Source organism: Nocardiopsis sp. L17-MgMaSL7, from assembly GCF_003182025.1.
GTDB lineage: Bacteria > Actinomycetota > Actinomycetes > Streptosporangiales > Streptosporangiaceae > Nocardiopsis > Nocardiopsis prasina.
The window spans coordinates 124,200-149,042 of record NZ_QGTF01000005.1 but is presented as its reverse complement, the minus strand read 5'-3'; the positions used below and the strand labels follow the sequence as shown (position 1 = coordinate 149,042).

The window sequence follows — 24,843 nt, the reverse complement described above, 5'->3', positions numbered from 1 at the left end:
TTAACGAAAGCTCGGATCGGAAACTGTCCGGATTGCGGCTTCGGTGCCCTCCGCTGTCTATCGTCGGCCCTCTAGTGGGGTTTGGCAGAGTGGCGAGGCCGCAGAATTAATGTGATCCTCGTCACTCTAGGCGAGGGCGCCAAGACCTGGTATTTGCCGCGTTTCACCTTGGCGAACCTCGCAATGCGGGCATAGGTCACCAAGCGATTCAGGTGTCTCTGTGGTTGTTTTCGTATTCCGCTTCATGAAAATTCGGAAAAATCAGGTCGCATGTTGGCGAAGAGGCTGGGATGGGTAGGGCTGTTCAAATACTCGGATGGGCGGGAGAGCTGGATTCCGGGCATCCCCGCGAGTCCGATCAGTCCCTCGGGAAACGTTCGCCCCGTATTCGGGTGTCCTGTCACTCGCCGATCCGGTATCGGCGGTCGATCCGTCCTGGCGTCAGCAAAAGGTTCGATGGTTTACAGACGATCCATCCGGACTCGCGCGGCATGCACGATCTGCACGGCTTTGCCGTGGTTTGAGGAAGGTTTTCGCTAACACGCCTGATTTGACGGACTTCCCTTTGCATGCCGGCTGCGAGTGTGGGCGTCGCAGTGTTCGTGTCGCGTGGCGCGCGGACAGCACACGGCCGTAGGGGGGCGACGTGACGGAGTCGAACCGGGGTGGTGCGTTCCTGGATCCGTTCCTGGAGGCGTTCCGGGGGTTCCTGAAGCACGACCAGCCGCAGGACCGGCGTGAGGCGCTGCTCAGGCTGTCCGGGCTCGGGGTCGTCGCCGGGCTGTTGTCAGCGGCCCTGGTCATGCCCTGGGTGGGCGGTGTCGGACTGGTCGCCCGTGACGCGGCGGCCGGGTTCATGTCCCTGCCCGGTGACCTGGACGTACCCAGCCTGTCCTCCCGCGTCCTGCTCACCGCCGACGACGGAACCCCCTTCGCCGAGGTCTCCGAACGCGAACGCCGCGTGGTGGGCCTCGACGACATCAGCCCGTGGGTGGGCACGGCCCTCATGGCCATCGAGGACGACCGTTTCTACGAACACAAGGGCCTGGACCTGCGCGGCGTGATCCGCGCCGCCGCGCGCACCGCCCAGGGCGACACGCAGGGCGGTTCGACCATCACCCAGCAGTACGTGAAGAACCTCCTCATCGAGACCGCGGACACGGAGGAGGACGTCGAGGGCGCCAGCGCGCAGAACCTGGGCCGCAAGCTCACCGAACTGCGCTACGCCATCGACGTCGAGGAACGTCTCACCAAGGACGAGATCCTGGAGGGGTACCTGAACCTGTCCTACTTCGGTGGAGGCGCGCACGGTGTCGAGATCGCCGCGCAGCGCTACTTCTCGATCCCCGCCGCGGACCTCGACCCCGGGCAGGCGGCCATGCTGGCCGGTCTGGTGCGCGCTCCCTCGTTCTACGACCCGCTGAACAACCCCGAGGGCGCGCTCGAACGCCGCAACGTCGTGCTGGACCGCATGGTGGCCACCGACGTGCTCGACGCCAAGGAGGCCGAGGCCCACAAGGAGCGGGGGCTGGGCATCGACTCCACGCCGCGCGGAGGCAGTTGCGCGGAGAGCGACTACCCGTTCTTCTGCGACTACACCATGCGCTGGCTGCGGAACTCGGACCTGATCGGCGGCACCGCCGAAGAGCGCGAACAGCGCATCGTCCAGGGCGGGCTGACCGTGCGGACGACACTCGACGCGGCCGCGCAGGACGCCGCGGAGAAGGCCATCGAAAAGCGCGTCCCGCACAAGGACTCCACCAAGTTCGCGGCCCAGGCGATGATCGAACCCGGCTCCGGCCGGGTGCGCGCCCTGGCCCAGAACCTGAAGTACGGGTTCGACGACGAGGCGGTGGGCACGACCTCCCTCAACCTCGCCGTGGACCAGGCCGACGGCGGCTCCTCTGGTTACCAGGCCGGGTCCACCTTCAAGACGTACACGCTGGCCGCGGCGCTGGAGAAGGGCCTGGGCTACGGGACCAGCTTCTCCTCGCCCAAGAGCATGTCCGTCAGCGGGATGTCCGGCTGTGACGGCACCAGGATGTCCGCGTGGAACGTGCGCAACGCCGGTGAGAGCGACGACGGCAGCCACAACATGATCAGCGCGACCAAGGGGTCGGTGAACACCTACTTCGCCCAGCTCCAGAAGCGCGTGGGCCTGTGCGAGACCTCGGAGATGGCGGAGAAAGCCGGGGTGCACCGTGCGGACGGCGGAGACCTCGGGGTGTGGAGCTCGTTCACCCTGGGCGACCAGGAGGTGTCCCCGCTGAATGTGGCCGCCTCCTACGCGACCTTCGCCGCACGCGGTGAGTACTGCGAGCCCCGCCCGGTGCGCTCGGTGACCGAGGAGGGCACCGGCGAGCAGCTCAAGACCACCTCCGAGTGCGAGCGGACGGTCAAGCAGGACGCCGCCGACGGAGTGAACCACCTGCTCCAGCAGACCTTCGACGGGGGCACCGCCAAGGGACTGGACATCGGCCGGCCGGCCGCGGGCAAGACCGGCACCACGGACGGGGCCGCCTACGCCTGGTTCGCCGGGTACACCCCGAACCTCGCCTCCGCCGTGGTTGTGGGTGACGTGCGCGGCGGCGAGCAGAACCCGCTCCAGAGCGTGACGATCGGCGGCCGCTACTACGGGATCGTCTACGGCGGCACCCTGCCCGGTCCGATCTGGCAGGAGAGCATGCGCGGCGCCACCGATCACCTGCCCTCCGACAGTTTCGCGGGCTCGCCCGGCAGCTTCGGGGACCCGAAGACGGAACCGGCGGAGCAGAGGGGCGACGACAGCGACGACGACGGCGACGACGGCGACGAGGAGGCCTAGGGGCGTCCGGGGGTCCGCGCCCCGGTCCGGTGGTCGTGCGGGAACGGCGATCACTCGACCGGGGCGCGGACCCGTGTGGCGGGCCCCGCCGTCATCGTGTTCTCACAATCCGTGGTTGGGGATCTTGACAGGTCTAGACCACCCTTGCTTAGGTGACGTCACCCCCTGCGGCGCGCGGTCGGACGCAGCGCCGCACCCTAGGAGTGTGATCACGTGATCCGACGTCTCCTGAGTCAGCTCGCCGCGCTGGGCGCGATCGCGGCTGTGCTCGTTACCCTCCCCGCGACGGTCGCGCAGGCCGCCACCTGCGCGACCGCCTGGAGCTCCTCCGCCGTCTACACCGGCGGCGGCCAGGTCTCCTTCGAAGGCCGCAACTACACCGCCAAGTGGTGGACGCAGAACGAACGTCCCGGCGCCTCGGACGTCTGGTCCGACCAGGGTCCCTGCGGCACCGACGGAGGCGGGGAGCAGCCCGGCCCCAGTGACTTCGTGGTCAGCGAGGCCCAGTTCAACCAGATGTTCCCGAACCGGAACCCCTTCTACACCTACGCCGGCCTCACCGCCGCCCTGAGCTCGTACCCGGGCTTCACCAACACGGGAAGCGTCGAGGTGCAGCGGCGGGAGGCGGCCGCGTTCCTCGCCAACGTCAGCCACGAGACCGGTGGACTGGTGCACATCAAGGAGACCAACGAGGCCAACTACCCGCACTACTGCGACTGGAGCCAGCCCTTCGGCTGCCCGGCCGGACAGTCCGCCTACTACGGCAAGGGCCCGATCCAGCTGAGCTGGAACTACAACTACAAGGCCGCCGGTGACGCCCTCGGCATCGACCTGCTGAACAACCCCTACCTGGTCGAGCAGGACGCCGCGATCGCCTGGCGGACCGGCCTCTGGTTCTGGAACACCCAGCCCGGCGCCGGAACGATGTCGGGGCACACCGCCATCGTCGACGGTCACGGCTTCGGCGAGTCGATCCGCTCCATCAACGGCTCGATCGAGTGCAACGGCGGCAACCCGGGACAGGTGCAGAGCCGTATCAACACGTTCACGCACTTCACCCAGATCCTCGGCACCACCACGGGGTCGAACCTGAGCTGCTGATTCCCGGGTGCGTCCAGGCACCCGTGACGGCACCCCGAGCGGGGGTGCGACCGGCGACCACCGTCGGGCGCGCCCCCGCTCCGGCGTTCCCGGACCCTCCGCGGCCTGTCCGGCGCCGGTGCGTTCGCGTCCCACAGGAGGGAAGGTCTTCACCACTCGTCACGTTTGCCCCATAATGGAGGCAATCCGACAGGGGAGCGCGTGAGCGCTGAGAGTGCGGCACCCGGCCGCAGACCCTTACACACCTGATCTGGGTCATGCCAGCGAAGGAAGTCATAGGAAACCGCCACCGAGGCGTGCGCGTGCGCGCGCCCGGCTGGCGCTCTTGGCCACATGGGCCCTCGTCACCCCGACGAAGGGACATCAACCACCATGAGTACCGAAAGCGGCCGTGAGACCGGTCCCGGAACCGCCGCCCGGCCCACGGGCACCGTCCAGGAGGTCCTGGCGAAGTTCCGGAGCTGGCGCACCGTCGACATCGTCGTGGCCGCAGTGATCGGCGTCGCGGTCGGCGTCGTCTTCTGGCTGTGGAACATCGTCTGGTCGGTCACCACACCGCTGTTCGTCGCCTTCCCGCCCGGGCAGGCCGTCGTCTACGGCATGTGGCTGATCTCCGGCGTGCTCGGCGGCCTCATCATCCGCAAGCCCGGCGCGGCCCTGCTCACCTCGATCGCGGCCGCCTCCGTCTCGGCCGTGCTGGGCACCCAGTGGGGGATCATGGTCGTCCTCGACGGCGCCCTCCAGGGGCTGCTGCCCGAGCTGGTCTTCCTCGCCTTCGCCTACCGGCGCTGGAACATGGGCGTGGCCGTGCTCGCCGCCGCCGTCGCCGGGCTCTCCCCGGCCATCCGGGACAACATCGCCTACAACGTCACCTGGCCGATCGAGTACCAGCTCACCTACGGGGTGATCGTGGTCCTCAGTGCGGCTGCCATCGCGGGCGTGGGCGCCCGGCTGCTCACCACCGCGCTGGCCCGGGCCGGTGCGCTGGCCCCCTTCCCCTCGGCCAGGGGCTGACCCGTGACCCGACCCGACACAGGCGGTGCGCGCGTCGAACTCTCCGGCTGGGGATGGCGGCACTCGGGCCGCGACGACCACGCCCTGCGCGGGGTGGACCTGACCGTCGAACCGGGGGAGAGGGTCCTGCTGCTCGGCGCCTCGGGTGCGGGCAAGTCGACCCTGCTGCACTCCCTGGCCGGGCTCACCGGTGAGGACGGCGCCATCAGCGGCGAGCAGGAGGGATCGCTGCTCGTGGACGGCGCGCCCGCCGACCGCGGCCGGGGCGGCGTCGGGCTGGTGAGCCAGGACCCCGAGACCCAGCTCGTGATGGCCCGCGCCGGGGACGACGTCGCGTTCGGACTGGAGAACCTGGGGGTGGAGCCCGGACTCATCTGGCCGCGGGTCGAGCGCTCCCTGGCGGAGGTCGGCTTCCCCTACGGACTCCGGCACTCCACGGGCGCGCTCTCCGGCGGCGAGAAGCAGCGCCTGGTGATCGCCGGTGCGCTGGCCATGCGGCCGCGCCTGCTGCTCCTGGACGAACCCACCGCCAACCTCGACCCGGCCGGTGCCGTGCTCGTGCGCGACCTGCTCTCCCGCCTGCTCGGCGAGACCCGGGCCACCCTCGTGCTGGTCGAACACCGGGTGGCGGACGTCGTGGACCTGGTGGACCGGGTGGTGGTGGTCGAACCCGGCGGGGGAGTGATCGCGGACGGAACCCCGGCACGGGTGTTCGCCGAACACGGTCGCTCCCTGGCCGAACAGGGCGTGTGGATCCCCGGCAACGAGCCCGCCCCCGAACTCGCGCCCGGCCCCGGCGGCGGACCGCTGGTGGAGACCGTGGACGTCACCGCACGCACCCCCTTCCAGGTGGGTGTGCGCGCCGCGCCCCGGCGCGCGGTGCTCGACGACGTGAACCTCACCCTGTGCGCGGGGACCGCGACCGCCCTGACCGGCCCCAACGGGGCTGGCAAGTCCACACTCCTGACCATGCTGGCCGGGCTGTCCCGCCCGCACCGGGGACAGGTGCTGCCGCGCGGTCCGCTGGCCGAGGCGGACCGGCGTCCTCTGGTGCGCTGGCCGGCACGCCGTCTGGCCCGCCACGTGGGCACGGTGTTCCAGCACGCCGAGGACCAGTTCGTCACCGCCACGGTCCGCGACGAACTCCGTTTCGCGCCGCTGCGGGCCGGGATGGGCGAGACCGAGACCGACGCCTGGGTGGGTGAGCTGATGGAACGGCTGCGGCTGACCCGGTTGGCCGAGGTGCACCCCTACACGCTCTCCGGCGGAGAGAAGCGGCGCCTCTCGGTGGCGACCGCGCTCAGCTCCGGCCCCTCACACGCCCCGGACCTGCTGGTCCTGGACGAACCCACCTTCGGCCAGGACACCCGCACCTGGACGGAGCTGGTGGAGCTGCTCGGCGTCCTGCGCGCCGAGGGGCGGGCCGTGGTCATGGCCACCCACGACGAACTCCTCCTGCGCCGTCTGACGGACGTGGAGGTGCGGGTGGCCGACGGGCGCGCGGCACCCCTGGAGACGGCCGCCGCGGCGGGAGAGGGGGGCGTGTGAGTTCCCAGCACACGCACCGATCCATGGGAGGGGACACCCTCACCCTGGACGTGCCCGAGGGCGGCGGTGCCCGCTACTGGCTCACCGGCCTGAACCCGGCCGCCAAGCTCCTGGCGGCGCTGGCGATCGGGATCGGACTGATCCCGGCGGTGGACGCCGTCACCGGAGGAGTCGTGCTGCTCGCGGTACTGCTCACGGTGCCGTTCAGCGGGGTGGACCGGCGCACACTGCTGATCCTGGGCGGACCGTTCCTGCTCATGGGTCTCAGCAGCGGTGCGGTCAACTACCTGTACGGCGAGCACGGCCTGGAGGGCGCCGTGGGCGCGGCGGTGCGCCTGCTGACCATCGCCCTGCCCGGGCTGCTCGCCGCGATCAGCAGCGACCCCACGGAGATGTCCGACGGCCTCGTGCAGCGCCTCCGGGTGCCCGAACGGCCCGCGATGGGCGTGCTCGCCGCGCTGCGGCTCATCCCGCTGCTCGCCGACCAGTGGCGGACCATCACCCTGGCCCGTCGGGCACGGGGTCTGGAGGCCGGGCGCAACCCGCTGCGGATCGTCTCGCTGTTCTTCGGGCGGCTCTTCGCGCTGCTTGTGCGGTCCATCCGGACCGGGACGCTGCTGGCCACCGCGATGGACGCGCGGGCCTTCGGCACCGGAACGCGCACGCACGCGCGGTACAGCCGCTGGCGGGCGGCCGACACCCTCCTCCTGGTGGGCACCGCCGTGCTGCTGGTTTCCGCCTACACCGTGTCGGCCCGCCTGGGGACCCTGGTGCTGCTCTTCCGCTGACACGGGTGGTTAGGTAAGCAGCGGACACTGACGTCGAAGCGAAGCAGGTGGAGAACGTGAGCGAGTTCGTGCGCGTCGAGGCCGACCCGGAGAACCCCGGTGTGGCCGTCATCCGGATCGATCGTCCCAAGGCGCTGAACGCGCTGAACGGCACGGTCACCCGGGAGATCGCGGAGGCGGCCGCCGCCGTGTCCGCGGACCCCTCCGTGCGCGCGGTGGTGCTCTACGGCGGTGAGCGGGCGTTCGTGGCCGGGGCCGACATCAAGGAGATGGCCGACCTCACCCACGCCCGCATGTTGGAGTACTCGCGGTCACTCCAGAACGCCCTGACCGCGGTGGCCCGCATCCCCAAGCCCGTGGTCGCGGCGATCAGCGGCTACGCGCTGGGCGGCGGCTGCGAGCTGGCGCTGTGCGCCGACTTCCGGGTGGCGGGAACCAAGGCCAGGCTCGGCCAGCCCGAGATCCAGCTGGGCGTCATCCCGGGCGCGGGCGGGACCCAGCGGCTGCCGCGCCTGATCGGCCCGTCCCGGGCGAAGGACCTGGTGTTCAGCGGCCGCCACGTGCGGGCCGAGGAGGCCGGGGAGATCGGTCTCGTGGACGCGGTCGTCCCCGACGAGGAGGTCTACTCGGCCGCCGTGGCCCTGGTCGCCAAGTACGTGGACGGTCCCGCCGTGGCTCTGGCCGCCGCTAAGGAGTCGATCGACCGGGGGCTGGAGACCGATCTGGACACCGGTCTGGAGATCGAGCGCCTGCACTTCTCCGGCCTGTTCTCCACGGAGGACCAGAAAGCCGGGATGAAGAGCTTCGTCGAGCAGGGGCCGGGCAAGGCCACCTTCGTCGGCCGCTGAATCCCCCGGTCGTGACCGGGCCCCGGGCCCCCGTGACGGCCGATGGGGCGTTCGCGCAGTTCGGGGCGGGTAGTGTCGGGGCGTCCACCTCGGTGTCCCGCCTCGGACCTGCGCGAGGTCCGGTGGAACTCCGCCGCCGCTCCGATTCATTGTCGTGTCGCCTGGCGACACGGGACCCAGGGAAGACGTCCGGAACCGGCCAGCCGGGACGGGGGACGGGGAACCGCCCGCGTGGTTTTTCCGTCATACTCGTCAATGGTCGTCCGAGGACGGACGGTTCGCTCGGAGTCCCCGGTGGCGCGTGTGGCGCCCACACCCTCCGGCGGAACCGAACAGACCGCAGGGCCCCTCGGAGGGGCCACACAAGCCAATGTTGACCCATCCCCCCGGCCGATAAGCTGGACGTGGTGGTATGTGGTCTTTTGAGGGGATGAGTTCTCGATGGCAATGTCGGCAGGTTTCCCCACGGGTGAAGAGCTGCCGGAGCGCATCGGCCACTACGTCATCCGCCGCCGCATCGGCGCCGGCGGGATGGGTGTGGTGTACCAGGCCGAGGATCCCCGGACCGACCAGTTCGTCGCGGTGAAGGTCCTCAAGCCCGAGGTCGCCGGTGACCACATCGCACGCGCCCGGCTCGCCCGCGAGGTCGAGACGATGCGCCGCGTGCAGAGCCCCAACGTGGCCGAGGTCATCGACGCGGACACCCAGGCCGAGCTGCCCTGGGTGGTCACCGAGTACATCCCCGGGCCCACCCTGGACGCCACCGTCACCGACCACGGCCCCCTGCGCGGCCGCGCTCTGACCCGCTTCGTCACCGGCATGGCCCGGGCGATCAAGGACATCCACGCGGTGGACGTGATCCACCGCGACCTCAAGCCCGGCAATGTGATCATCTCCAACGGCGAGCCGATCGTCATCGACTTCGGCATCGCGCACGCCGTGGACGGCGCCAAGCTGACCCAGACCGGCACGTTCGTCGGCACGCCCAGCTACCTGTCACCCGAGGTCATCGAGGGTACGGACCTGGGGCCCGCCACCGACGTGCACGCCTGGGGCGGCACCGTCGCCTTCGCCTCGACCGGCCGCCCGCCCTATGGCGCCGGTTCGTTCGAGGTCATCTTCTTCCGCATCCTCAACGGTGAGATCGACATGGACGGGATGCACGAGGCGCTTCGCCCGCTCGTCAACCGCGCGGTCTCACGCGACATGTCGGCCCGACCCACCGCCGCCGAGCTGATGGTCGAGACGGGTCGCCTCAACCTCGACCTGCCCTGGACCGAGCCGGCCGGCGGCATGCCTCCCACCGGGCAGACCGGCAGCCACACCATGCACGCCCCCACCCCGACGCAGAACCCGGCCGCCTCGGGCGGCCACGGAGGCGGTTCGGGCTTCGGCGGTGCGGCTGCGGCCGGTGCCGCGGGGGCGGCGCTCGGCGGTGCCGCCGGATACCTCGCGGGCCGGGCCACCGACGGCTGGGGCCCCGCGCACACCCGGGGCGGCAACCCCACCAACACCGCGAGCGCGTGGGCCAGCCCCTCCGCGCCGCAGACCAGCCACGCGCGGTCCGGCGGCTGGAACGACGACGCCACGGACGACCTCAGCGGTGGTCGGCCCGCCAACACGGCTTCGGGCTGGAACTCTGACGACGAGGCCACCAACGACCTCAACGCGGCGCGTTCCACGGGCTGGGGCACGGACGCGGAGGCCACGGACGACCTCGGCGGCGGGCGCGCGGCCGCCACGGGGTGGGGTGAGCCGGACGAGGCCACCGACGACCTGTCCCACCTGCCCGGCACCGAGCGGATCACCCCGGGGTCGTCCCACGATCTCGACGACCCGCAGGGCACCGAGCGCATCCAGCCCGGTCAGGGCGACGCGCACGGCACCCAGCGCTTCGAGCCGGGTGAGCTGGCGCGCAGGGACGACGCGCACGGCACCCAGCGCTTCGAGCCGGGAGAGGTGGCGCGCAGGGACGACCCCGCCGGGACCATGATGATGGGCCAGGCGGAGATCGCCCGTCAGCAGGCTCAGCCGGACGCGGCTCCCCAGACCCAGTTCTTCAACTCCCCGCTGGACCCCAACGCCTTCCAGGACATCCTGACGCCGGTCGGCCAGCAGGGCCGGGCCAACAGCACGCAGGAGTTCGGCGAGGAGGAGTTCGAGGAGCGCGGCGGCCTGCTCGGACGGTTCCGGCGCGGGCGCGGTGACAAGTTCGGCGACTACTTCCGGGGCGACGGCCACGGGGACGAGTACGACGAGCACGAGGACGACGAGTACTACGACGAGTACTGGCGGATGCACCCGCTGGTGCTCGTCCCGATCATGGTCTCGCTGGCGGGTGTGGCCCTGTGGTTCCCGTGGATCGGCATCATCCTGGGCATCGTGGTGATCGCCGGTCTGGGCGCGCTGGACGTGGTCAAGTCCGAGCACGCGCGGCGGCTCCAGACGCGCGGGCCGCGCAACTCCGACAGCATGGTCGTGGCGCTCAGCTTCCCGTGGGCGTTCGGCCGCATGGCGCTGCGCACGGTCGGGTTCGGCCTGATCTACCTGCTGGGCGGCATCCTGGTCGGGATGGTCTACGCGAGGATCATGGACGCACCGGGGGAGGGCGCCAACTACACCGGGGCCTTCGCGGTGTTCGTGATGATCCTGCTGAGCTACCTCATGCCCAGTGGGCGTGAGGCTCGTCACCAGGCGGTGTGGCTGGTGGAGCGGGCGAGGTTCAGCAACCTCTACGTGTACGTGGGAGTGGTGGTCGCCATCCTGCTGTTCACCATGCTGATCCTCTCCATCGGGCTGACCTCGGCGCCGATCTGGACCACGGGCCCGCTCAGCGGCCCCTCCGACTGGTTCGGCTAGACGAAGAGCCACCGAGGACGCTCCTTCTCCCGCCGGGAGGGGGAGCGTCCGTCGTTCGGCGGCGGTGTGCCCGCCAACGGCGTGGAACCGGTCACTAAGGTGGGTGTGGGGACTCCGCGTCCCGACCGGTCGGCACTGGTGAACGCCGTCCAGTGGGCCCGGCGACGGTTGCCGGACGGGTTCTGGTTAGGGTTTCCTAAGTCGAACGTGGGGGCGCGGGTTGGCCTTCAAGCTACTAGCGAGTAACATCACTGGTATGAGCACACGGGCGGGTCGGATGTAGACGTGTACACCGGACCCGCCGTCGGATGACCGAACGGCATTCGGCATTGTTGGCAGTAACGGGGCGCGCCAGCGCCCACCCGCCTGACGGCGGATATGGGAGTGCAGGGAGGTCGGCCACCGGCCATGAATATTGTCGTTTTGGTCAAGCAGGTCCCGGACACGGCGACCGAACGGAAGCTCAACGCCGATGACAAGACGCTGGACCGCGCAGCGTCCGACGGTGTCATCAACGAGCTCGACGAGTACGCCATCGAAGAGGCGCTCCTCCTCAAGGAGAAGCACGGTGGCGAGGTCACCATCCTGACGATGGGTCCGGACCAGGCCACGGACTCGATCCGCAAGGCCCTGTCCATGGGCGCCGACAAGGCCGTCTTCGTCAACGACGAGGCGCTGCACGGCTCCGACTCGATCCAGACCGCCTACGCGCTCGCGCAGGCCCTGGGCACCCTTGAGTTCGACCTGGTCGTCCTCGGCTCGGAGTCCACCGACGCCCGCACCGGTGTCGTCGGTGCCGCGCTCGCCGAGTACCTCGGCCTGCCCCAGCTCACGCTGGCCGGCAAGGTCGACGTCGACGGCGGCGCCATCAAGATCCAGCGTCAGACCGACTACGGCTACGACGTCGTCGAGGCTCAGCTCCCGGCGGTCGTCTCCGTCGTGGAGAAGATCAACGAGCCGCGCTACCCGTCCTTCAAGCTGATCATGCAGGCGAAGAAGAAGCCGGTCGACAAGAAGTCCGCGGCCGACGCGGGCATCGACACCGGCAAGGTCGGTCTGGCCAACGCCACCACCGAGACCGTCGACTTCGCCGCCGCGCCGCCACGCGCCGCGGGCACGATCGTCAAGGACGAGGGCGACGGCGGCACCAAGGCCGCCGACTTCCTCGCCGAGAAGAAGTTCGTGTAGGTCAGGCGAGAGACTCAGGAAGGTTCAAGGATTATGGCTGAGGTCCTCGTCCTCGTCGACCACGTCGACGGACAGGTCAAGAAGGTCACCACCGAGCTGCTGACCGCTGCGCGCCGCATCGGCGAGCCCGCCGCGGTGTGGGTCGGCGAAGGTGCGGAGTCGGGCCGGGCCGCGCTGGCCGAGTTCGGCGCCGAGAAGGTCTACGTGGCTCCGGCCGAGGTGAACGACTACGTCGTCGCGCCCAAGGCCGAGCTGCTCGCCAAGCTCGCGCAGGAGAAGGGCGCCGCCGCCATCCTCGTCTCGGCCACCGCCGAGAACAAGGAGATCGCCGGTCGTACCGCCGTGAAGCTGGGCTCCGGTGTGCTCACCGACGTCGTCGACGTCACCGCCGAGGTCGTCACTGAGCACAGCATCTTCGGTGGCGCCACCGTCACCCACGCCCGCGTCACCACCGGTGTCCCGGTCGTCGCGGTCCGCCCGAACTCCGTCGTGCCGGAGGCCGCCGCTGGCGCCGCCGCCGAGGAGGCCGTGACGGTCGAGATCTCCGACGCCGCGAAGACCGCCAAGGTCGTCGAGCGCGTCGTCCAGGAGAAGGGTGCGCGCCCCGAGCTCGCCGAGGCCGCCATCGTGGTCTCCGGTGGTCGCGGTGTGGGTTCGGACGACTTCAGCGTCGTCGAGAGCCTGGCCGACTCCCTCGGTGCCGCCGTCGGTGCCTCGCGCGCCGTCGTCGACTCCGGCTGGTACCCGAACCAGTTCCAGGTCGGCCAGACCGGTAAGACGGTCAGCCCGAACCTGTACGTCGCCCTGGGCATCTCCGGCGCGATCCAGCACCGGGCGGGTATGCAGACCTCGAAGAACATCGTCGCGGTCAACAAGGACCCCGAGGCGCCGATCTTCGAGCTCGCCGACTTCGGCGTCGTGGGTGACCTGCACAAGGTCGCCCCGCAGCTGACCGAAGAGATCAACAAGCGCAAGTAGAACGAGCGCTTCGCTGATTCGAGCCGACGCCCGGCCGGAGGAGACTCCGGCCGGGCGTCGGCTTTCGTTGTGTGAGTTCTTCGGCCTCGTCGCGGGTGATGCTCGTGCTGGGCGCGCAACCGGCGGCGATCACGGCCAGGGCGGCGGCGAGCGCCACCCGCCACGGTCCTTCGATGGATGTGCGCATGAGGGTCCCTGGTTCGTGCTCGGGAGAGGTGTCCCTGTAGATGCCGACGGGGTCGGGATCGTTCGCTGACGGGTCGTGTGTCCGGCCCGGAACACGGGAACGCGCAGGTGGTTTGCGGTATATGAAAGGTTTGGTGTGGTTTTCGGAGGAAGTGTCCGGGTAGGTCCCGCGCACGACGACCTGAGGAGGCTCGCTCATGCGGACGACGGTGCGGGCGGGACGGCGCAAGGTGGAGGTCCGCCACTCCGACAAGTCGCTCTTCGGGCCCGACGGGGCGACCAAGGCCGACCTGGCCGACTACTACGCGCGGATCGCACCGCTGATGCTGCCGCTCATCAAGGGGCGCCCCGTGGCGCTGGAGCGGTACGTCGACGGGATCGAGTCGCCGGGCTTCCTCGTGCAGCACCCGGCCCACCCCAAGTGGGTCCGCACGCTCTGGACCGCCACCGGGCGGATGATGGAGTGCCACGAGGCGGCCACCCTCGTCTGGTGCGCGGACCAGGACGCCATCACCCTCCACTCGTGGTCCTCACGCACGCCCCGGCTGGGGGTGCCCGACCGGATGGTGATCGACCTCGACCCCGTGGAGGACGGGGAGGAGGCCTTCGACTCCTGCCGTGACGCCGCGTGGAACGTACGCGAGGTGCTGTCCGAACTCGGCCTGGCCTCCTACGTGATGACCACCGGTTCCCGGGGGCTGCACGTCCACTCGCCGCTGCGGCCCGAGGTGGAGGACATGGAGGTGCGCAGACTCGCCAAGGCGGTCGCCGACCGGGTGGCGGCGCGGGCGCCCGACGAGTGGACCACCCGGGTGCGCAAGGCGGCCCGGCACGGCCGGATGTTCGTGGACTACCTGCGCAACGGGACCGGGCAGCTCGCGGTGGCGCCCTACTCGGTCCGCCCCCGCCCGGGAGCTCCGGTGGCAACCCCGGTGACCTGGGAGGAGCTGGACCAGCTCAGCACGTCGAGGGACTTCACGATCGAGATGGAACGCGAGGAGTGCCCGTTCTCCGGGATGCGCAGGCACGCGAGGTCGCCGCGCCGGGCGCTGGCCCAGCTGGACCGGGACGAGGGGCGCGCGGTGCCCAGCCCCCGCACCGGCCAGAGCGAGGGATAGGTCGGGTTCCGGCCGGGATCGGAGCGTGGATCGTCACTCTCAGTGAAGGTCGTTGAGGGCTGGTTTCTGGTGGATTTATGGGGTCTGACCTGCGATGGGGCTTCTGTGGTGGGATGGGTCGAGCTGGTCAGGCATTCAGGACGTTCGCCTCTGATTCCGGAGCGTGATCACGGGCAGGAGTGTGGGTGAGTCCTGCCCAATCCCCCGCGAAAGGCCCTGACATGCTCCTCGCCGTTGACGAGCCCACCTTCCGCAAGTCCTCGTACAGCACCACCGCGAAGGAGTGCGTGGAGGTCGCCGACGTGCGTGCCCGTGCCGTCGTCCGTGACACGCGGAACCCGGGCCTCGGGATCCTGGCCTTCCCCCACACGGAGTGGGCGGCCCTGCTCGGCGCGCTGGGCAGACCCGGGCTCAGCGTTTGCGCAGGACGATCAGGAGGTTCCACGTGACGACCTCCCGCAGCAGCGGCACGTGGACGATCGGCTTGATCCACGTGGGCAGGTAGCGCGGCCGCAGGTCCACGACGTCCACGTCGGTGCGGCCCCGCACCCAGCGGATCATCTCCTTGGCGTGCGCCGCGTACATGGTGCGCCCGAAGTCGTTCTTGGGCCGTCGCCCGTTCCGGCGCGTGAACCTCTCGGCCGCGTACGAACCGCCCAGGTAGTGCCAGGGCGAGGTCTCGTGCCCGCCCCAGGGCGACAGCCAGAGTGTGTACGACAGGTACACCAGCCCGCCGGGCCGGGTCACGCGCACCATCTCGTCGGCCATCCGCGTTCGGTCGGGCACGTGCTCCAGCACGTTGGAGGAGAAGCACACGTCCACCGTGTCGGTGTGCAGGGGCAGGTCGAGCGCGCTGCCCTGCACGGCGTTGGCGTCGGCCTCGCGTCCGTGCAGGGTCATCTCGTGCGCGTCCGAGTCCACGCAGAGGCAGCGGGCGCCCTCGGCGCGCAGCGCGTCGGCGAAGTAGCCCGGTCCGCCGCCCACGTCGAGGACGAGCCTGTTGTCCAGGGGCGTGTAGGAGCGGAGTTGATCGACGGTGTCGCGAGCGAGCATCCCGTAGAAGAACGCCGGGTCGCTCTGCTCCTTGCGGAAGGCGGAGAACAGGCGGACGGAGCGGGCCAGGGTGGCGCGGAACGGGGTGGTCATGCCCCGACCTCGACGTAGTGGCGCAGGTGGCGCCAGTGGTCCCCGCCCCAGTACTCGTCGGAGGCGGCGATCCGGTGGGGCAGGAGTTCGCGGATCCGCTCGGTGCTCAGGGTGTGCATCCTCATGGGCGCCGGGTAGCGCAGCACCACCCGCTGGGCCAGGGCCACGAGTGGCCAGGGCGCGTACCGGAAGACCAGGCCCTTGAAGGTGCGCCGCTCGGACTCGGGCACGCCGACGACCAGGGCCCCGCCGGGCCGGACCACGCGGGCGAACTCCCGGAGGTAGCCCTCGGCCAGGTCCGTGGGCAGGTGCTGGAGGACGAGGTCGGTGTAGACGAGGTCGAAGGAGTCGTCCTCGAACAGGGAGAGGTCGGGCCGCTCGTTCAGGACGAACTCGATCCGTCCCCCGGAGCGGTCCAGGCGGCGTGCCTCGTCGAGCATGGGCGCGGAGATGTCCACGCCGACGACCTGCCGGAAGTGTGCCGCCAGGGCGTTGGAGAGCCGCCCGGCACCGCAGCCGAAGTCGAGGACGCGACCGCGTTCGGGCGCCAGTCCCAGTTCGTCGAGGCGGCTGACCGCCGGGTCGATCTCGGCGCGGCCGGAGGCGAGGAACTCGTCGTCGTCCCACCCGCCGCCGCGCTTGTCGGGATCGACGCAGACCGCCCACAGCGGCTCGGTGGAACCCAGCCGGGTCCAGTCTCGGCGGACCTGTTCGAGCCCCACCGGCATCACCTCCACGGCACTGGTGACCACCCCCAGGAACTGGAGCTTGTTCCTGTTCTGGGTTCGCGGTCCATCGGGACCTGCGACAACGGTCAGGGAAGAAAGTGGAACGTGTTGTATTCTGGCACCCATTTTCCGGGTTGGCCAACCTACGGCGGGGAGAGTACCCATGGCGCCTGATTCCCCCACGGAGCGCGGCGGGGCGGCCCCCAGCGTACGCAGGGCGGCGGAGCAGCCGGAGGAGGACCCCGCCTACGGCGACGTGCTGGGCGAGAGCCTGGCGGGGTTGCGGCGCCTCCGGAGTGACCGGATCCTCCAGGCCGGACTGCTGATCGTGCTGGCGGCGCTGGCCCTGAAGGTGTACGTCCTCAGCGAGTCGTACTTCGTGGAGGACGACTTCCTGTTCTTCGCTGCCGCGCACGCCCAGGACCTGTCGCCCGAGTACCTGCTGGAGCTGCACAAGGGCCACTTCATGCCGGGGGCCCTGTTCCTGGTGTACGTGCAGACCGCCTTCGCGCCGTTCCACTGGGCGTCGGCGGCGGGCACCATGCTGGTCGTGCAGGCGGTGGCGGTCCTGGCCTGCCTCCGCCTGCTGTGGGAGCTCTTCGGCCGCAGGTGGGCGCTGCTCGTCCCGCTGACGGTGTACGCGCTGGCGCCGCTGACGGTCCCGGTACTGGGCTGGTGGTCGGCTGCGCTCAACGCGGTGCCCTTCCAGCTGGCGATCGTACTGGCCCTGCTGTGGACGGTGCGCTACCTGCGCACCGGCAACGTCCTGTTCTCCTGGTGGGCCGTGGGCGCCGTGGCGTTCGGGATGCTGTTCTCGGTCAAGGCGCTCTTCCTGCCTTCGCTGGTGTTCGTGGTGGCGGTGGCCTTCCTGTACCCGGGCCACCTGGTGGAGGCGGTGCGCCAGGCCTTCCGGCGCCACCGCGGACACTGGCTGGCGATGGCGGGGATCAGCGTCGGCTACCTCGTCCTGTACCTGGCCCGGCAGCGGGCCTCCACGAGTGGCGAGGGCGCGTCGGTGCCCGAGTCCGAGGTGGTGGCGCAGCTGGTGCGGCGGATGCTGGGTGAGGTGTTCCCGACCGGCGCCCTGGGCGGGCCCTTCGAGTGGGGGCCGGTCACCCCGGCGGGCGGGCTGGTGGACCCGCTCGGCCCGGTGCTGGTCGGCGCGTGGGCCGTCCTCGTGGTGATCGTGCTGGTGAGCCTGTGGGTGCGGCGCACCTCCTGGCGGGCCTGGGCGATCCTGGCGGGGTACCTGGTGTTCGTGGACGCCGTGCCCACGGCCGTCGCCCGGGGCGGTGCCTACGGGGAAGTGGGTTCCGATCCCCGCTACGTCGCGGACGCGGCACTGGTGTTCGCCCTGGTGCTGGCCCTGGCCTTCCTCGCCACCAAGGAGGAGCGCGCCCGCGAGTGGGTGGAGCGCGGGCGGCGCCCGATCCAGCTGCTGCGGCCCTCGCGGAGCGTGTGGGCGGCGGCCGTCGCGGTCACGCTGGTCTACGCGGGTTCGGCCTCGTACTCCACGTACACCTACGCCGGGACGCTGAGCGGGGACCGCCAGCGCGAGTACCTGGCCAACGTGCGGGCCTCCCTGGAGGACGTGCCCAGGGGAGCGGGCCTGTACAGCCGGGCCGTTCCCGACGACATCGTCCTGGAGTGGAACGGACCGCGCAGGCTCAGCTCCTACGTGCTGTCCCCGTTGGCGGACCGCGAGGTGGCCGGGCGGATGTACGCGCCGGAGGAGTCCGACAGCGCCCACGTCTTCGACGACGAGGGGCACCTGGTGGAGGCCGCGCCGACCGCGCGGGCCAACGCGTTCCGCCCCTCGGAGGGCGAGGAGTGCATGGCGAGCTGGGACGGACTGATGTCCTGGAGCGTGTGGGAGGTCGGCGGTATCGAGCAGGTGGCGACCATCGGCTACACGTCGGAGGAGGACGCCGATCTGCTGGTGGTCGTGGGTGAGGAGGAGGTGGAGACCGAGCTCCCCGCCGCCCCCGACGGCGGGTTCTGGTACGTGCCGGTGAGCGAGCGGGACACCACGTTCACGCTGTTCACCGACGCCGGGAGGACCTGCGTCACCTGGGCCTCGCTCGGCCAGCTGTTCCCGGCCAGCCAGGTCGCGGAGGAGGACGCGGAGGCCGAGGAGGGCGCCGAGGCGGTCGGGACCGAGGACGACCGGGGCTGAGCGTCTCAGCGCCTCCCGGTGAAGAACCGCCGGGACCAGCGCCGGCTGGGTTCCTCCACCAGGTGGTAGGTGAGCTTGCCCATCAGCACGCTGCCGATGAGCACCGGGATGATGTCCAGCCAGAACGACCCGGTGAAGATCTCCTGCCCCGTGAAGTCGCGCCACAGGTACAGCACGACGAACTGCCACAGGAACACCCCGTAGCTGATCGGCGCGAAGAACACCATGACGGGGTGGCGCATCAGTCCGTCGAGCCAGGCCCCCTCGCTCCAGGTGGAGAGCGAGCGCAGGCGGCGGCGCGGCCCCTCGGGGGCGGGCGGTGCCAGGGCGACCGGGGCGACGACGAAGAAGGCGAAGCCGATGCTGGTGGTCGACTCGATCACGGACACCCACAGGTTGCCGGGCTCGAAGAACCGTCCTCCGGCGGCGGGCGTGGACTCCAGCACGTAGAACGCGGCGGCGACCGCCCAGCACAGTCCCGGCGACGTGCCCACGGTCCGGCAGAACCGGCGCACCGGGCCGTCGGGGCCGCTCTCCCGCCAGGCCCACTCCGAGAGGGTGGCCAGCGCCATCCCGACCGCGAACATCCCCATGCAGCGTGGCAGCCAGGAGTGCATCAGCTCGCGCGGCTCCGGGAAGTACTGCGGGACCAGGGCCAGGTACGACAGCAGCGTGACGACCACCAGACCGCCGATGAGCCTGCGGCCGCGCGCGTCCACGGTCGTGCCGCCCTTGGCCCACAGGCCGAGGAAGACCGCGAGGAGCGGGAGCGTCAGGTAGAAGGCCACCTCGACCGACAGGCTCCACATCTGGCCGAGCCCCTCGGGCCCCGGCCCGGCCCAGTGCGGGCTGGTGTTGAAGGGGAAGGTCAGCGTGAGCACCTCGACCCAGTGCCGGACCGATCCCAGGTGCTCTCCCGCGTACAGGGCGAGGGCCACCGCGGCCACCACCCAGTAGGCGGGGAAGACGCGCATGACGCGTCGCCACAGGTAGGCGCGGGTGTTCGGCCCCCGCGTGCCGTCCAGCGCGGCCCGGGCCCAGGGGCGGTAGAGGAGCACCCCGGACAGGGCGAAGAACAGCGGCACCGCCAGGGCCGAGGCGCTGAGGAGAGCCCCCACCGGCCCGGGGGCCAGGGCGTCCCCGGTCTCCGTGGACACGTGGACCACCAGGACCATGAGGCAGGCCAGCCCGCGAACCCCGTCGAGTGCGTGGTGCCGACCGCTCACCTGCGGCAGCAGGAGCGCGGGGTCCGCGGTGGTGGTTCGGGCGTTGCCGGAGGTGGGGTCCTCGGGCGCGGAGGAAGTGGGCGCCATGGGGCCTTCCAGAACGGGAGGGAGCCGAAACGCGTTCTACTAGAACGTGTTATAAAAATTCAGACACGCCCAGGTGACGTCGTTCACTACTGGGCAGTACTCTACCCGGAACTGAACCTAGTTCCAGATCTGGACTCTCATCCGCCCAGGAGGGCACATGCGCCGTACCGTTGCGGTTGTTCTCATCGCGCTGGGGGTCTTCTGTCTCGCCCTGGCACCCATGATGCGCACGTGGATGTCCAGCTCCCTGATGAAGACTCCGCTGGACTACTACAACCCCACCGTCAACGTCGGAGAGGTCACCTACTTCAACATCGAGGACGTCGAGCTCGTCGAGGACGCCGACGTGGAGGCGCACTCGACCATCCGTGCCGACGTGGCCTCCAGCACTGACGACGTGGTGGTGTGGGACCAGTTCACGTGGATCAAGGACGCCGACACCGACTTCGGTATCAGCTCCACGAACCGCCGCGCCGGGCACGACCGCGTCACCGGTGAACTCGTCGACTGCTGCGACGCCATGATCAACGACTCCTCCGTCAAGCAGACCGGGCAGGGGTGGAAGCTCCCCTTCCTCACCGAGCAGCGTGACTACGACTTCTTCGAGACCACCGTCGAAGAGGTCGTCCCCATGGAATTCGAGGGCGTCGAGGAGGTCGACGGCGTCGAGGCCTACAAGTTCGTCCAGACCGTCGAGCCCACCGTCATCGACGAACGCGAGATCCCGCGCTCGGTCGCCGGGCTGGAGGGCGACGGCGACGTGGTCGGCGACGAGACCTTCTCCATCGTCCGGACCTACTGGATCGAGCCGGTCAGCGGTTCCCCCATCGACATGAGCGAGGAGCACCACCGCGTCGTCGTCGTCGACGGCGAGGAGGTCCTCACCCTGCTCAGCGGCGAGCTCCGGTTCGACGACGCCACCCGCGCCGCCGCGATCGACAACACCACGCAGGCCCGCACCGTCCTGCCGTTGCTGCACACCACGCTGCCCATCGGCGCGCTGGTGCTCGGCGCCGGGTTCGTCGGCATCGCGGTCGTCCTGCTGGTCACCGGCCGACGCACCGAGAACCACGGCTGACACCCCCGCGCACACGAGGAACGTCGACCCCCCACCCAGGGGCGCCCCCACGCCGCCGCCGACCCCCACGCCGCAGACGGCCCCGCACCGTGACGGCCGCTCCCGCGGCCGCACCGCTGGAACCCACGGCCGGACCGCCCACCCCCCTCGCGGGCGGTCCGGCCGCCACACTCGTCGCGATCACCAGGAGGGGCGCGCATGCACCGGACCGGCGCCCTCGTCCGGGCGTGCCGCCCGCGCCAGTGGGTGAAGAACCTCCTGGTGTTCGCCGCACCGGCCACCGCCGGAACGCTCGGCGACCCCCGCACCCTGCTGCTGTGCGCGGCCTCCTTCGGACTCTTCTGCCTGGCGGCCAGCGGCACCTACCTGCTCAACGACGTCCGCGACGCGGAGCGCGACCGCGAACACCCGCGCAAACGGAGCCGACCGGTCGCCTCGGGCGACCTTCCCGTCCCGCTCGCCCTGTCCGTCGGAGTGGTGTTCGTGACCGCCGCCCCGCTGGCCTCCCTGACCCTGGGCAGCGCACCGTTCACCCTCGTGCTGCTCGGATACGTGCTGCTCACCCTGGCCTACACGCTCAGGCTCAAGGAGGTCGTCGTCTGCGACCTCGTGGCGGTCGCCTCCTGCCACATGCTGCGCGCCATGGCGGGCGGCTTCGTGGTCGGGGTGCCGCTGACCTCGTGGTTCGTCATCGTGGTCGCGCTTGCCGCGCTGCTCGTGGTGGTCGGCAAACGCGAGGCGGAACTGCGCGCCACCGCCCCGGTCCTGCCGACCGGTGGACCGAACACCCACGCGGGGGAGGAGGCCACGGCGCACCCCACCCGCACGGCGCTGCTGGGCTACACCCCCGGTTACCTGTCCCAGATGCGCATCATGGCCTCCGGCGCCATGATCGTCACCTACTGCCTCTGGGCGCTGGAGCAGGGCGGCGGACCGCAGTCCGTGTTCCACGCGGTCAGTATCGTTCCGTTCATCATGTTCGTGCTCCGCTACAACCTTCTCGTGGACCGGGGCGCGGGCGAGGAACCCGAGGAGATCGCGCTGCGGGACCGCCCGCTCCAGCTCGTCCTCGCCTCGCTCGCCCTCCTGGTCGGACTGGGGATCCACCTGTGAGCCGCCCGACGCTCCTCACCGGCTGGGGCCGCACCGCACCCACCGCCGCCCGCGTGGTGCGCCCGCGCACCGCCGAACAGGCCGCCCGTATGCTCGCCGAGGCGGGCCCGCGCGGCGTCCTGGCCCGGGGGCTGGGCCGCTCCTACGGGGATGCCGCCCAGGTCGCGGGCGGGACCGTTCTGGACTGCACCGAACTCACCGGGCCGCCGCGCCTGGACCCCGTGCGAGAGGAGCTCACCGCGCCCGCCGGGACCAGCCTGGGGCGGATCGTCGAGCACCTGCTGCGCCACGGGTACTTCCTGCCCGTCACCCCCGGGACCAGGCACGTCACGCTCGGAGGGGCGATCGCCGCCGACGTGCACGGCAAGAACCACCACGTGGACTCGTCGCTGGGCGCGCACCTGCGCTCCCTGACCCTGCTCACGCCCACGGGCGGGGTGCTCCGGCTCGGCCCCGAAGGGCCCGACCCCGACCTATTCTGGGCCACCGTGGGCGGGATGGGCCTGACCGGGGTGATCACCGAGGCCACCCTCGGAGTGCTCCCGGTGGAGACCGCCTACGCCCGTGTGGACACCGACCGCACTCCGGACCTCGACTCCACCCTGGATCTCATGGCCCGTGCGGACCGCACCCACCGGTACGCGGTGTGCTGGGTCGACCTCCTGGCCCGGGGCGCCTCCCTCGGACGCGGCGTTCTGACCCGCGCCGACCACGCCCTCCGCGCCGACCTGCCCGCACCCCAGCGCCGCGACCCCCTGCGGCACCGGACCGGACCCACGCTGGCCGCGCCGCCCTGGGCCCCGCCTGGGCTGCTCAACCGGTGGACGGTGGGCGCCTTCAACAGCGCCCACCACCGCGCCGCGCCCCTGCGGGAGCGGGGCCGGGCCCGGTCCCTCGCCGGGTTCTTCCACCCGCTGGACGCCGTGTCGGGATGGAACCGGATGTACGGTCCGCGGGGGCTCGTCCAGTACCAGTTCGTCGTCCCCTTCGGAGAGGAGAACACCCTGCGTGCCGTGGCCGAAGGGCTGTCCCGGGCGGGGGCGCCGTCGTTCCTGGCTGTCCTCAAGAGGATGGGCGCACCCACCCCCGGGCCGCTGTCCTTCCCGCGCCCCGGCTGGTCCCTGGCCGTGGACCTGCCCGCCGGTCTCCCCGGACTGGCGCGTCTGCTGGACGGGTTCGACCAGCGCGTCCTGGCGGCGGGCGGGCGCGTGTACCTGGCCAAGGACAGCAGGGCCGGACCGGAGACCGTGCACGCCATGTACCCGGCCATCCCCGGTTGGCGGGCCACGCGTGCCCGCGTGGACCCGGACGGCGTACTCGTCTCTGACCTCGCCCGGCGCCTGCGCCTCGTCTGAACACGCCCACACGAACCACGAACCGTCCCGGAAGGACCCGACCATGCGTGACTCGCTGGGAAGCGTGCGTACCGTCCTGTTGCTCGGAGGACGCAGCGAGATCGGCCTGGCCGTCGTCGAACGGCTGGTCCGCGAGGGCGCCCGCGAGGTGGTGCTCGCCGCCCGGGGCGGGGTCGCCGAACCGCCGGGTGTGTTCGGCGCCCTGGACGCCACCACGCACTCACTGGAGTTCGACGCCGAGGCCTCCGGCACCCACGCCGCGACCGTGGCCGCCGCAGTGGAGCTGGTGGGCGACCTGGACGTGGTGGTGGACGCCTTCGGCGTGCTGGGCGACCAGGCCGCCTACGAGGCCGACCCGCTCTCCGCCGCCCGCGCCGCCGCCGTGAACTACACCGGCCACGTGTCCGTGGGCCTGTCCGTCGCCGCCCGACTGCGCGAACAGGGCCACGGAGCCCTCGTGGTGCTGTCGTCCGTGGCCGCGGTCCGGGTGCGCCGGGCCAACTTCGTGTACGGGTCCGCCAAGGCCGGGCTCGACGGGTTCGCTCAGGGGCTGGCCGACTCCCTGCACGGTTCGGGCGCCCGGGTCCTGGTGGTCCGGCCGGGGTACGTGGCCACCCGGATGTCGCGGCACGTGGACCCGGCGCCGTTCCCCGCCACCCCGGCCCAGGTGGCCGAGGCGGTGTCCCGGGGGCTGCGCGGCAACGCCACCACGGTGTGGGCTCCGCGCGTGCTCCGGCCGCTGTTCACCGGCATGCGGCTGGTGCCGCGCCCCCTGTGGCGCCGCCTCGGGCGCTAGGAGTCGCCGGAGGGTGGGCCGGGGCGGTCAGGCGGTCCCGGTGCGGCGGCCCAGGTAGGCCGCGATGATCCGGCGCAGTTCCGCACCGTCCTCGGCGGGGTCGAACTCCTCGTTGTCGCTGATCAGATACCCGGCGTCGGTGAGCGCCACGATCCAGCGCGCCGCGCGGTGGGGGTCCACGGCCGCCTCGAAGACCCCGGAGCCCCGACCGGCCCCGATGATTCCGGCGAGAGCGGCCCGGGTGCCCTCGTCCTTGGCCACGACCGTGGCGCCGAACTCCGGATCACGCTGGGCCAGTTGGATCATGGCGGCGGCCAGACCGGGGGCGATCGGGTCGCCCAGGTCCGCCGTGAGGAGGTCGAGGACCTCGTCCAGCGCCCGGGCGGGGTCGGTGCGGTCGATCCGTTCCAGGCGGGTGGTGACCGCGGCGAGGTCGTCGGTGACGATCGCCAGGAACACGGTGCGCTTGTCCGGGAAGTAGTGGAACAGGGTGCCCGAGCCCACACCCGCCCGCTTGCAGATCGCCGCCGTGGTGGCGCCGTCGTAGCCGCGTTCGGCGAACACCTCGGCCGCCGCACCGAGGATCGAGGCCCGGCGAGCCGCGTGCTTCTCGGGGTTGACCGTCCGCATGAGCGGCGTCTCCGTTCGTTCGGGGGTGTTGGGTCCTGGGCACAGTCAATCGCCTC

20 protein-coding genes and 1 riboswitch are annotated in these 24,843 nt (G+C 71.0%); of the genes, 16 read left to right on the top strand and 4 right to left on the bottom strand.

All coding sequences use genetic code 11. From position 1 onward, the window contains the following. Positions 1–646 precede the first annotated feature (646 nt). The 11 genes from BDW27_RS10565 to BDW27_RS10515 all read left to right on the top strand — a co-directional run bounded on the left by BDW27_RS10565 (position 647) and on the right by BDW27_RS10515 (position 14,901). Complete coding sequence (locus BDW27_RS10565; protein WP_110049180.1) at positions 647–2,824, top strand: transglycosylase domain-containing protein; 2,178 nt, start codon at positions 647–649, stop codon at positions 2,822–2,824. A gap of 213 nt (positions 2,825–3,037) precedes the next feature. Beyond that, entirely contained in the window at positions 3,038–3,925 is an 888-nt protein-coding gene (locus tag BDW27_RS10560; protein WP_110049179.1) for a glycoside hydrolase family 19 protein, read from the top strand. Between the two features lie 181 nt (positions 3,926–4,106). Beyond that, positions 4,107–4,214: riboswitch (TPP riboswitch) on the top strand. An 83-nt stretch (positions 4,215–4,297) separates the two neighbouring features. After that, entirely contained in the window at positions 4,298–4,939 is a 642-nt protein-coding gene (locus tag BDW27_RS10555) for an ECF transporter S component (RefSeq protein WP_017546005.1), read from the top strand. Between the two features lie 3 nt (positions 4,940–4,942). Beyond that, entirely contained in the window at positions 4,943–6,487 is a 1,545-nt protein-coding gene (locus BDW27_RS10550; protein ID WP_110049178.1) for an ABC transporter ATP-binding protein, read from the top strand. A gap of 23 nt (positions 6,488–6,510) precedes the next feature. Next, positions 6,511–7,275 carry an energy-coupling factor transporter transmembrane protein EcfT gene (locus tag BDW27_RS10545; RefSeq protein WP_110049313.1) on the top strand — a complete coding sequence of 255 codons (765 nt, stop codon included), beginning with the start codon at positions 6,511–6,513 and terminating at the stop codon, positions 7,273–7,275. Between the two features lie 47 nt (positions 7,276–7,322). After that, positions 7,323–8,123 carry an enoyl-CoA hydratase-related protein gene (locus tag BDW27_RS10540; protein WP_017546008.1) on the top strand — a complete coding sequence of 267 codons (801 nt, stop codon included), beginning with the start codon at positions 7,323–7,325 and terminating at the stop codon, positions 8,121–8,123. Between the two features lie 441 nt (positions 8,124–8,564). Continuing rightward, complete coding sequence (locus BDW27_RS10535; protein ID WP_233515716.1) at positions 8,565–10,982, top strand: protein kinase; 2,418 nt, start codon at positions 8,565–8,567, stop codon at positions 10,980–10,982. 408 nt (positions 10,983–11,390) lie between these two features. Then, positions 11,391–12,170: an electron transfer flavoprotein subunit beta/FixA family protein gene (locus BDW27_RS10530; protein WP_199560611.1), complete on the top strand. Its 780-nt coding sequence runs from the start codon at positions 11,391–11,393 to the stop codon at positions 12,168–12,170. 33 nt (positions 12,171–12,203) lie between these two features. Beyond that, entirely contained in the window at positions 12,204–13,148 is a 945-nt protein-coding gene (locus tag BDW27_RS10525) for an electron transfer flavoprotein subunit alpha/FixB family protein (protein WP_049570769.1), read from the top strand. A gap of 383 nt (positions 13,149–13,531) precedes the next feature. Continuing rightward, a complete protein-coding gene (gene ligD, locus BDW27_RS10520) occupies positions 13,532–14,452 on the top strand; it encodes a non-homologous end-joining DNA ligase (protein WP_110049175.1) in 921 nt (306 codons plus the stop codon). A 221-nt stretch (positions 14,453–14,673) separates the two neighbouring features. Beyond that, positions 14,674–14,901, top strand: coding sequence for a DUF397 domain-containing protein (locus BDW27_RS10515; protein WP_110049174.1), 228 nt, complete (start codon positions 14,674–14,676; stop codon positions 14,899–14,901). Here BDW27_RS10515 and BDW27_RS10510 read toward each other — a convergent pair. Both BDW27_RS10510 and BDW27_RS10505 read right to left on the bottom strand, forming a co-directional pair. Then, positions 14,864–15,598, bottom strand: a complete 735-nt coding sequence (locus BDW27_RS10510) for a bifunctional 2-polyprenyl-6-hydroxyphenol methylase/3-demethylubiquinol 3-O-methyltransferase UbiG (RefSeq protein ID WP_110049173.1) — start codon at positions 15,596–15,598, stop codon at positions 14,864–14,866. The two genes, BDW27_RS10515 and BDW27_RS10510, sit on opposite strands and share 38 nt — an antisense overlap. Next, complete coding sequence (locus BDW27_RS10505) at positions 15,595–16,350, bottom strand: class I SAM-dependent methyltransferase (RefSeq protein WP_370446478.1); 756 nt, start codon at positions 16,348–16,350, stop codon at positions 15,595–15,597. Before BDW27_RS10505 ends, BDW27_RS10510 begins: the two co-directional genes overlap by 4 nt. Positions 16,351–16,489: 139 nt before the next feature. Between BDW27_RS10505 and BDW27_RS10500 the strand changes: the two genes are divergently transcribed. Next, positions 16,490–18,502, top strand: a complete 2,013-nt coding sequence (locus tag BDW27_RS10500; RefSeq protein WP_110049172.1) for a hypothetical protein — start codon at positions 16,490–16,492, stop codon at positions 18,500–18,502. A 5-nt stretch (positions 18,503–18,507) separates the two neighbouring features. On the opposite strand, the gene BDW27_RS10495 is transcribed toward BDW27_RS10500, so the two are convergent. After that, positions 18,508–19,815 (bottom strand): acyltransferase, encoded by a 1,308-nt coding sequence (locus BDW27_RS10495; RefSeq protein WP_110049171.1) that lies wholly within the window; start codon positions 19,813–19,815, stop codon positions 18,508–18,510. A 157-nt stretch (positions 19,816–19,972) separates the two neighbouring features. Here BDW27_RS10495 and BDW27_RS10490 point away from each other — a divergent pair, with 157 nt between their 5' ends. From BDW27_RS10490 to BDW27_RS10475, 4 genes are all read left to right on the top strand, one after another. After that, complete coding sequence (locus BDW27_RS10490) at positions 19,973–20,893, top strand: DUF3068 domain-containing protein (protein ID WP_110049170.1); 921 nt, start codon at positions 19,973–19,975, stop codon at positions 20,891–20,893. A gap of 198 nt (positions 20,894–21,091) precedes the next feature. Continuing rightward, a complete protein-coding gene (locus BDW27_RS10485; RefSeq protein WP_110049169.1) occupies positions 21,092–22,006 on the top strand; it encodes a decaprenyl-phosphate phosphoribosyltransferase in 915 nt (304 codons plus the stop codon). Further along, positions 22,003–23,361 carry an FAD-binding oxidoreductase gene (locus BDW27_RS10480; protein ID WP_110049168.1) on the top strand — a complete coding sequence of 453 codons (1,359 nt, stop codon included), beginning with the start codon at positions 22,003–22,005 and terminating at the stop codon, positions 23,359–23,361. The genes BDW27_RS10485 and BDW27_RS10480 overlap by 4 nt, the downstream gene beginning before the upstream one ends. A gap of 43 nt (positions 23,362–23,404) precedes the next feature. After that, complete coding sequence (locus BDW27_RS10475) at positions 23,405–24,157, top strand: SDR family NAD(P)-dependent oxidoreductase (protein ID WP_110049167.1); 753 nt, start codon at positions 23,405–23,407, stop codon at positions 24,155–24,157. Positions 24,158–24,184: 27 nt separating this feature from the next. Here the strand turns inward: BDW27_RS10475 and BDW27_RS10470 are convergent, their stop codons facing one another. Beyond that, a complete protein-coding gene (locus tag BDW27_RS10470; protein WP_110049166.1) occupies positions 24,185–24,787 on the bottom strand; it encodes a TetR/AcrR family transcriptional regulator in 603 nt (200 codons plus the stop codon). Positions 24,788–24,843: the final 56 nt, after the last annotated feature.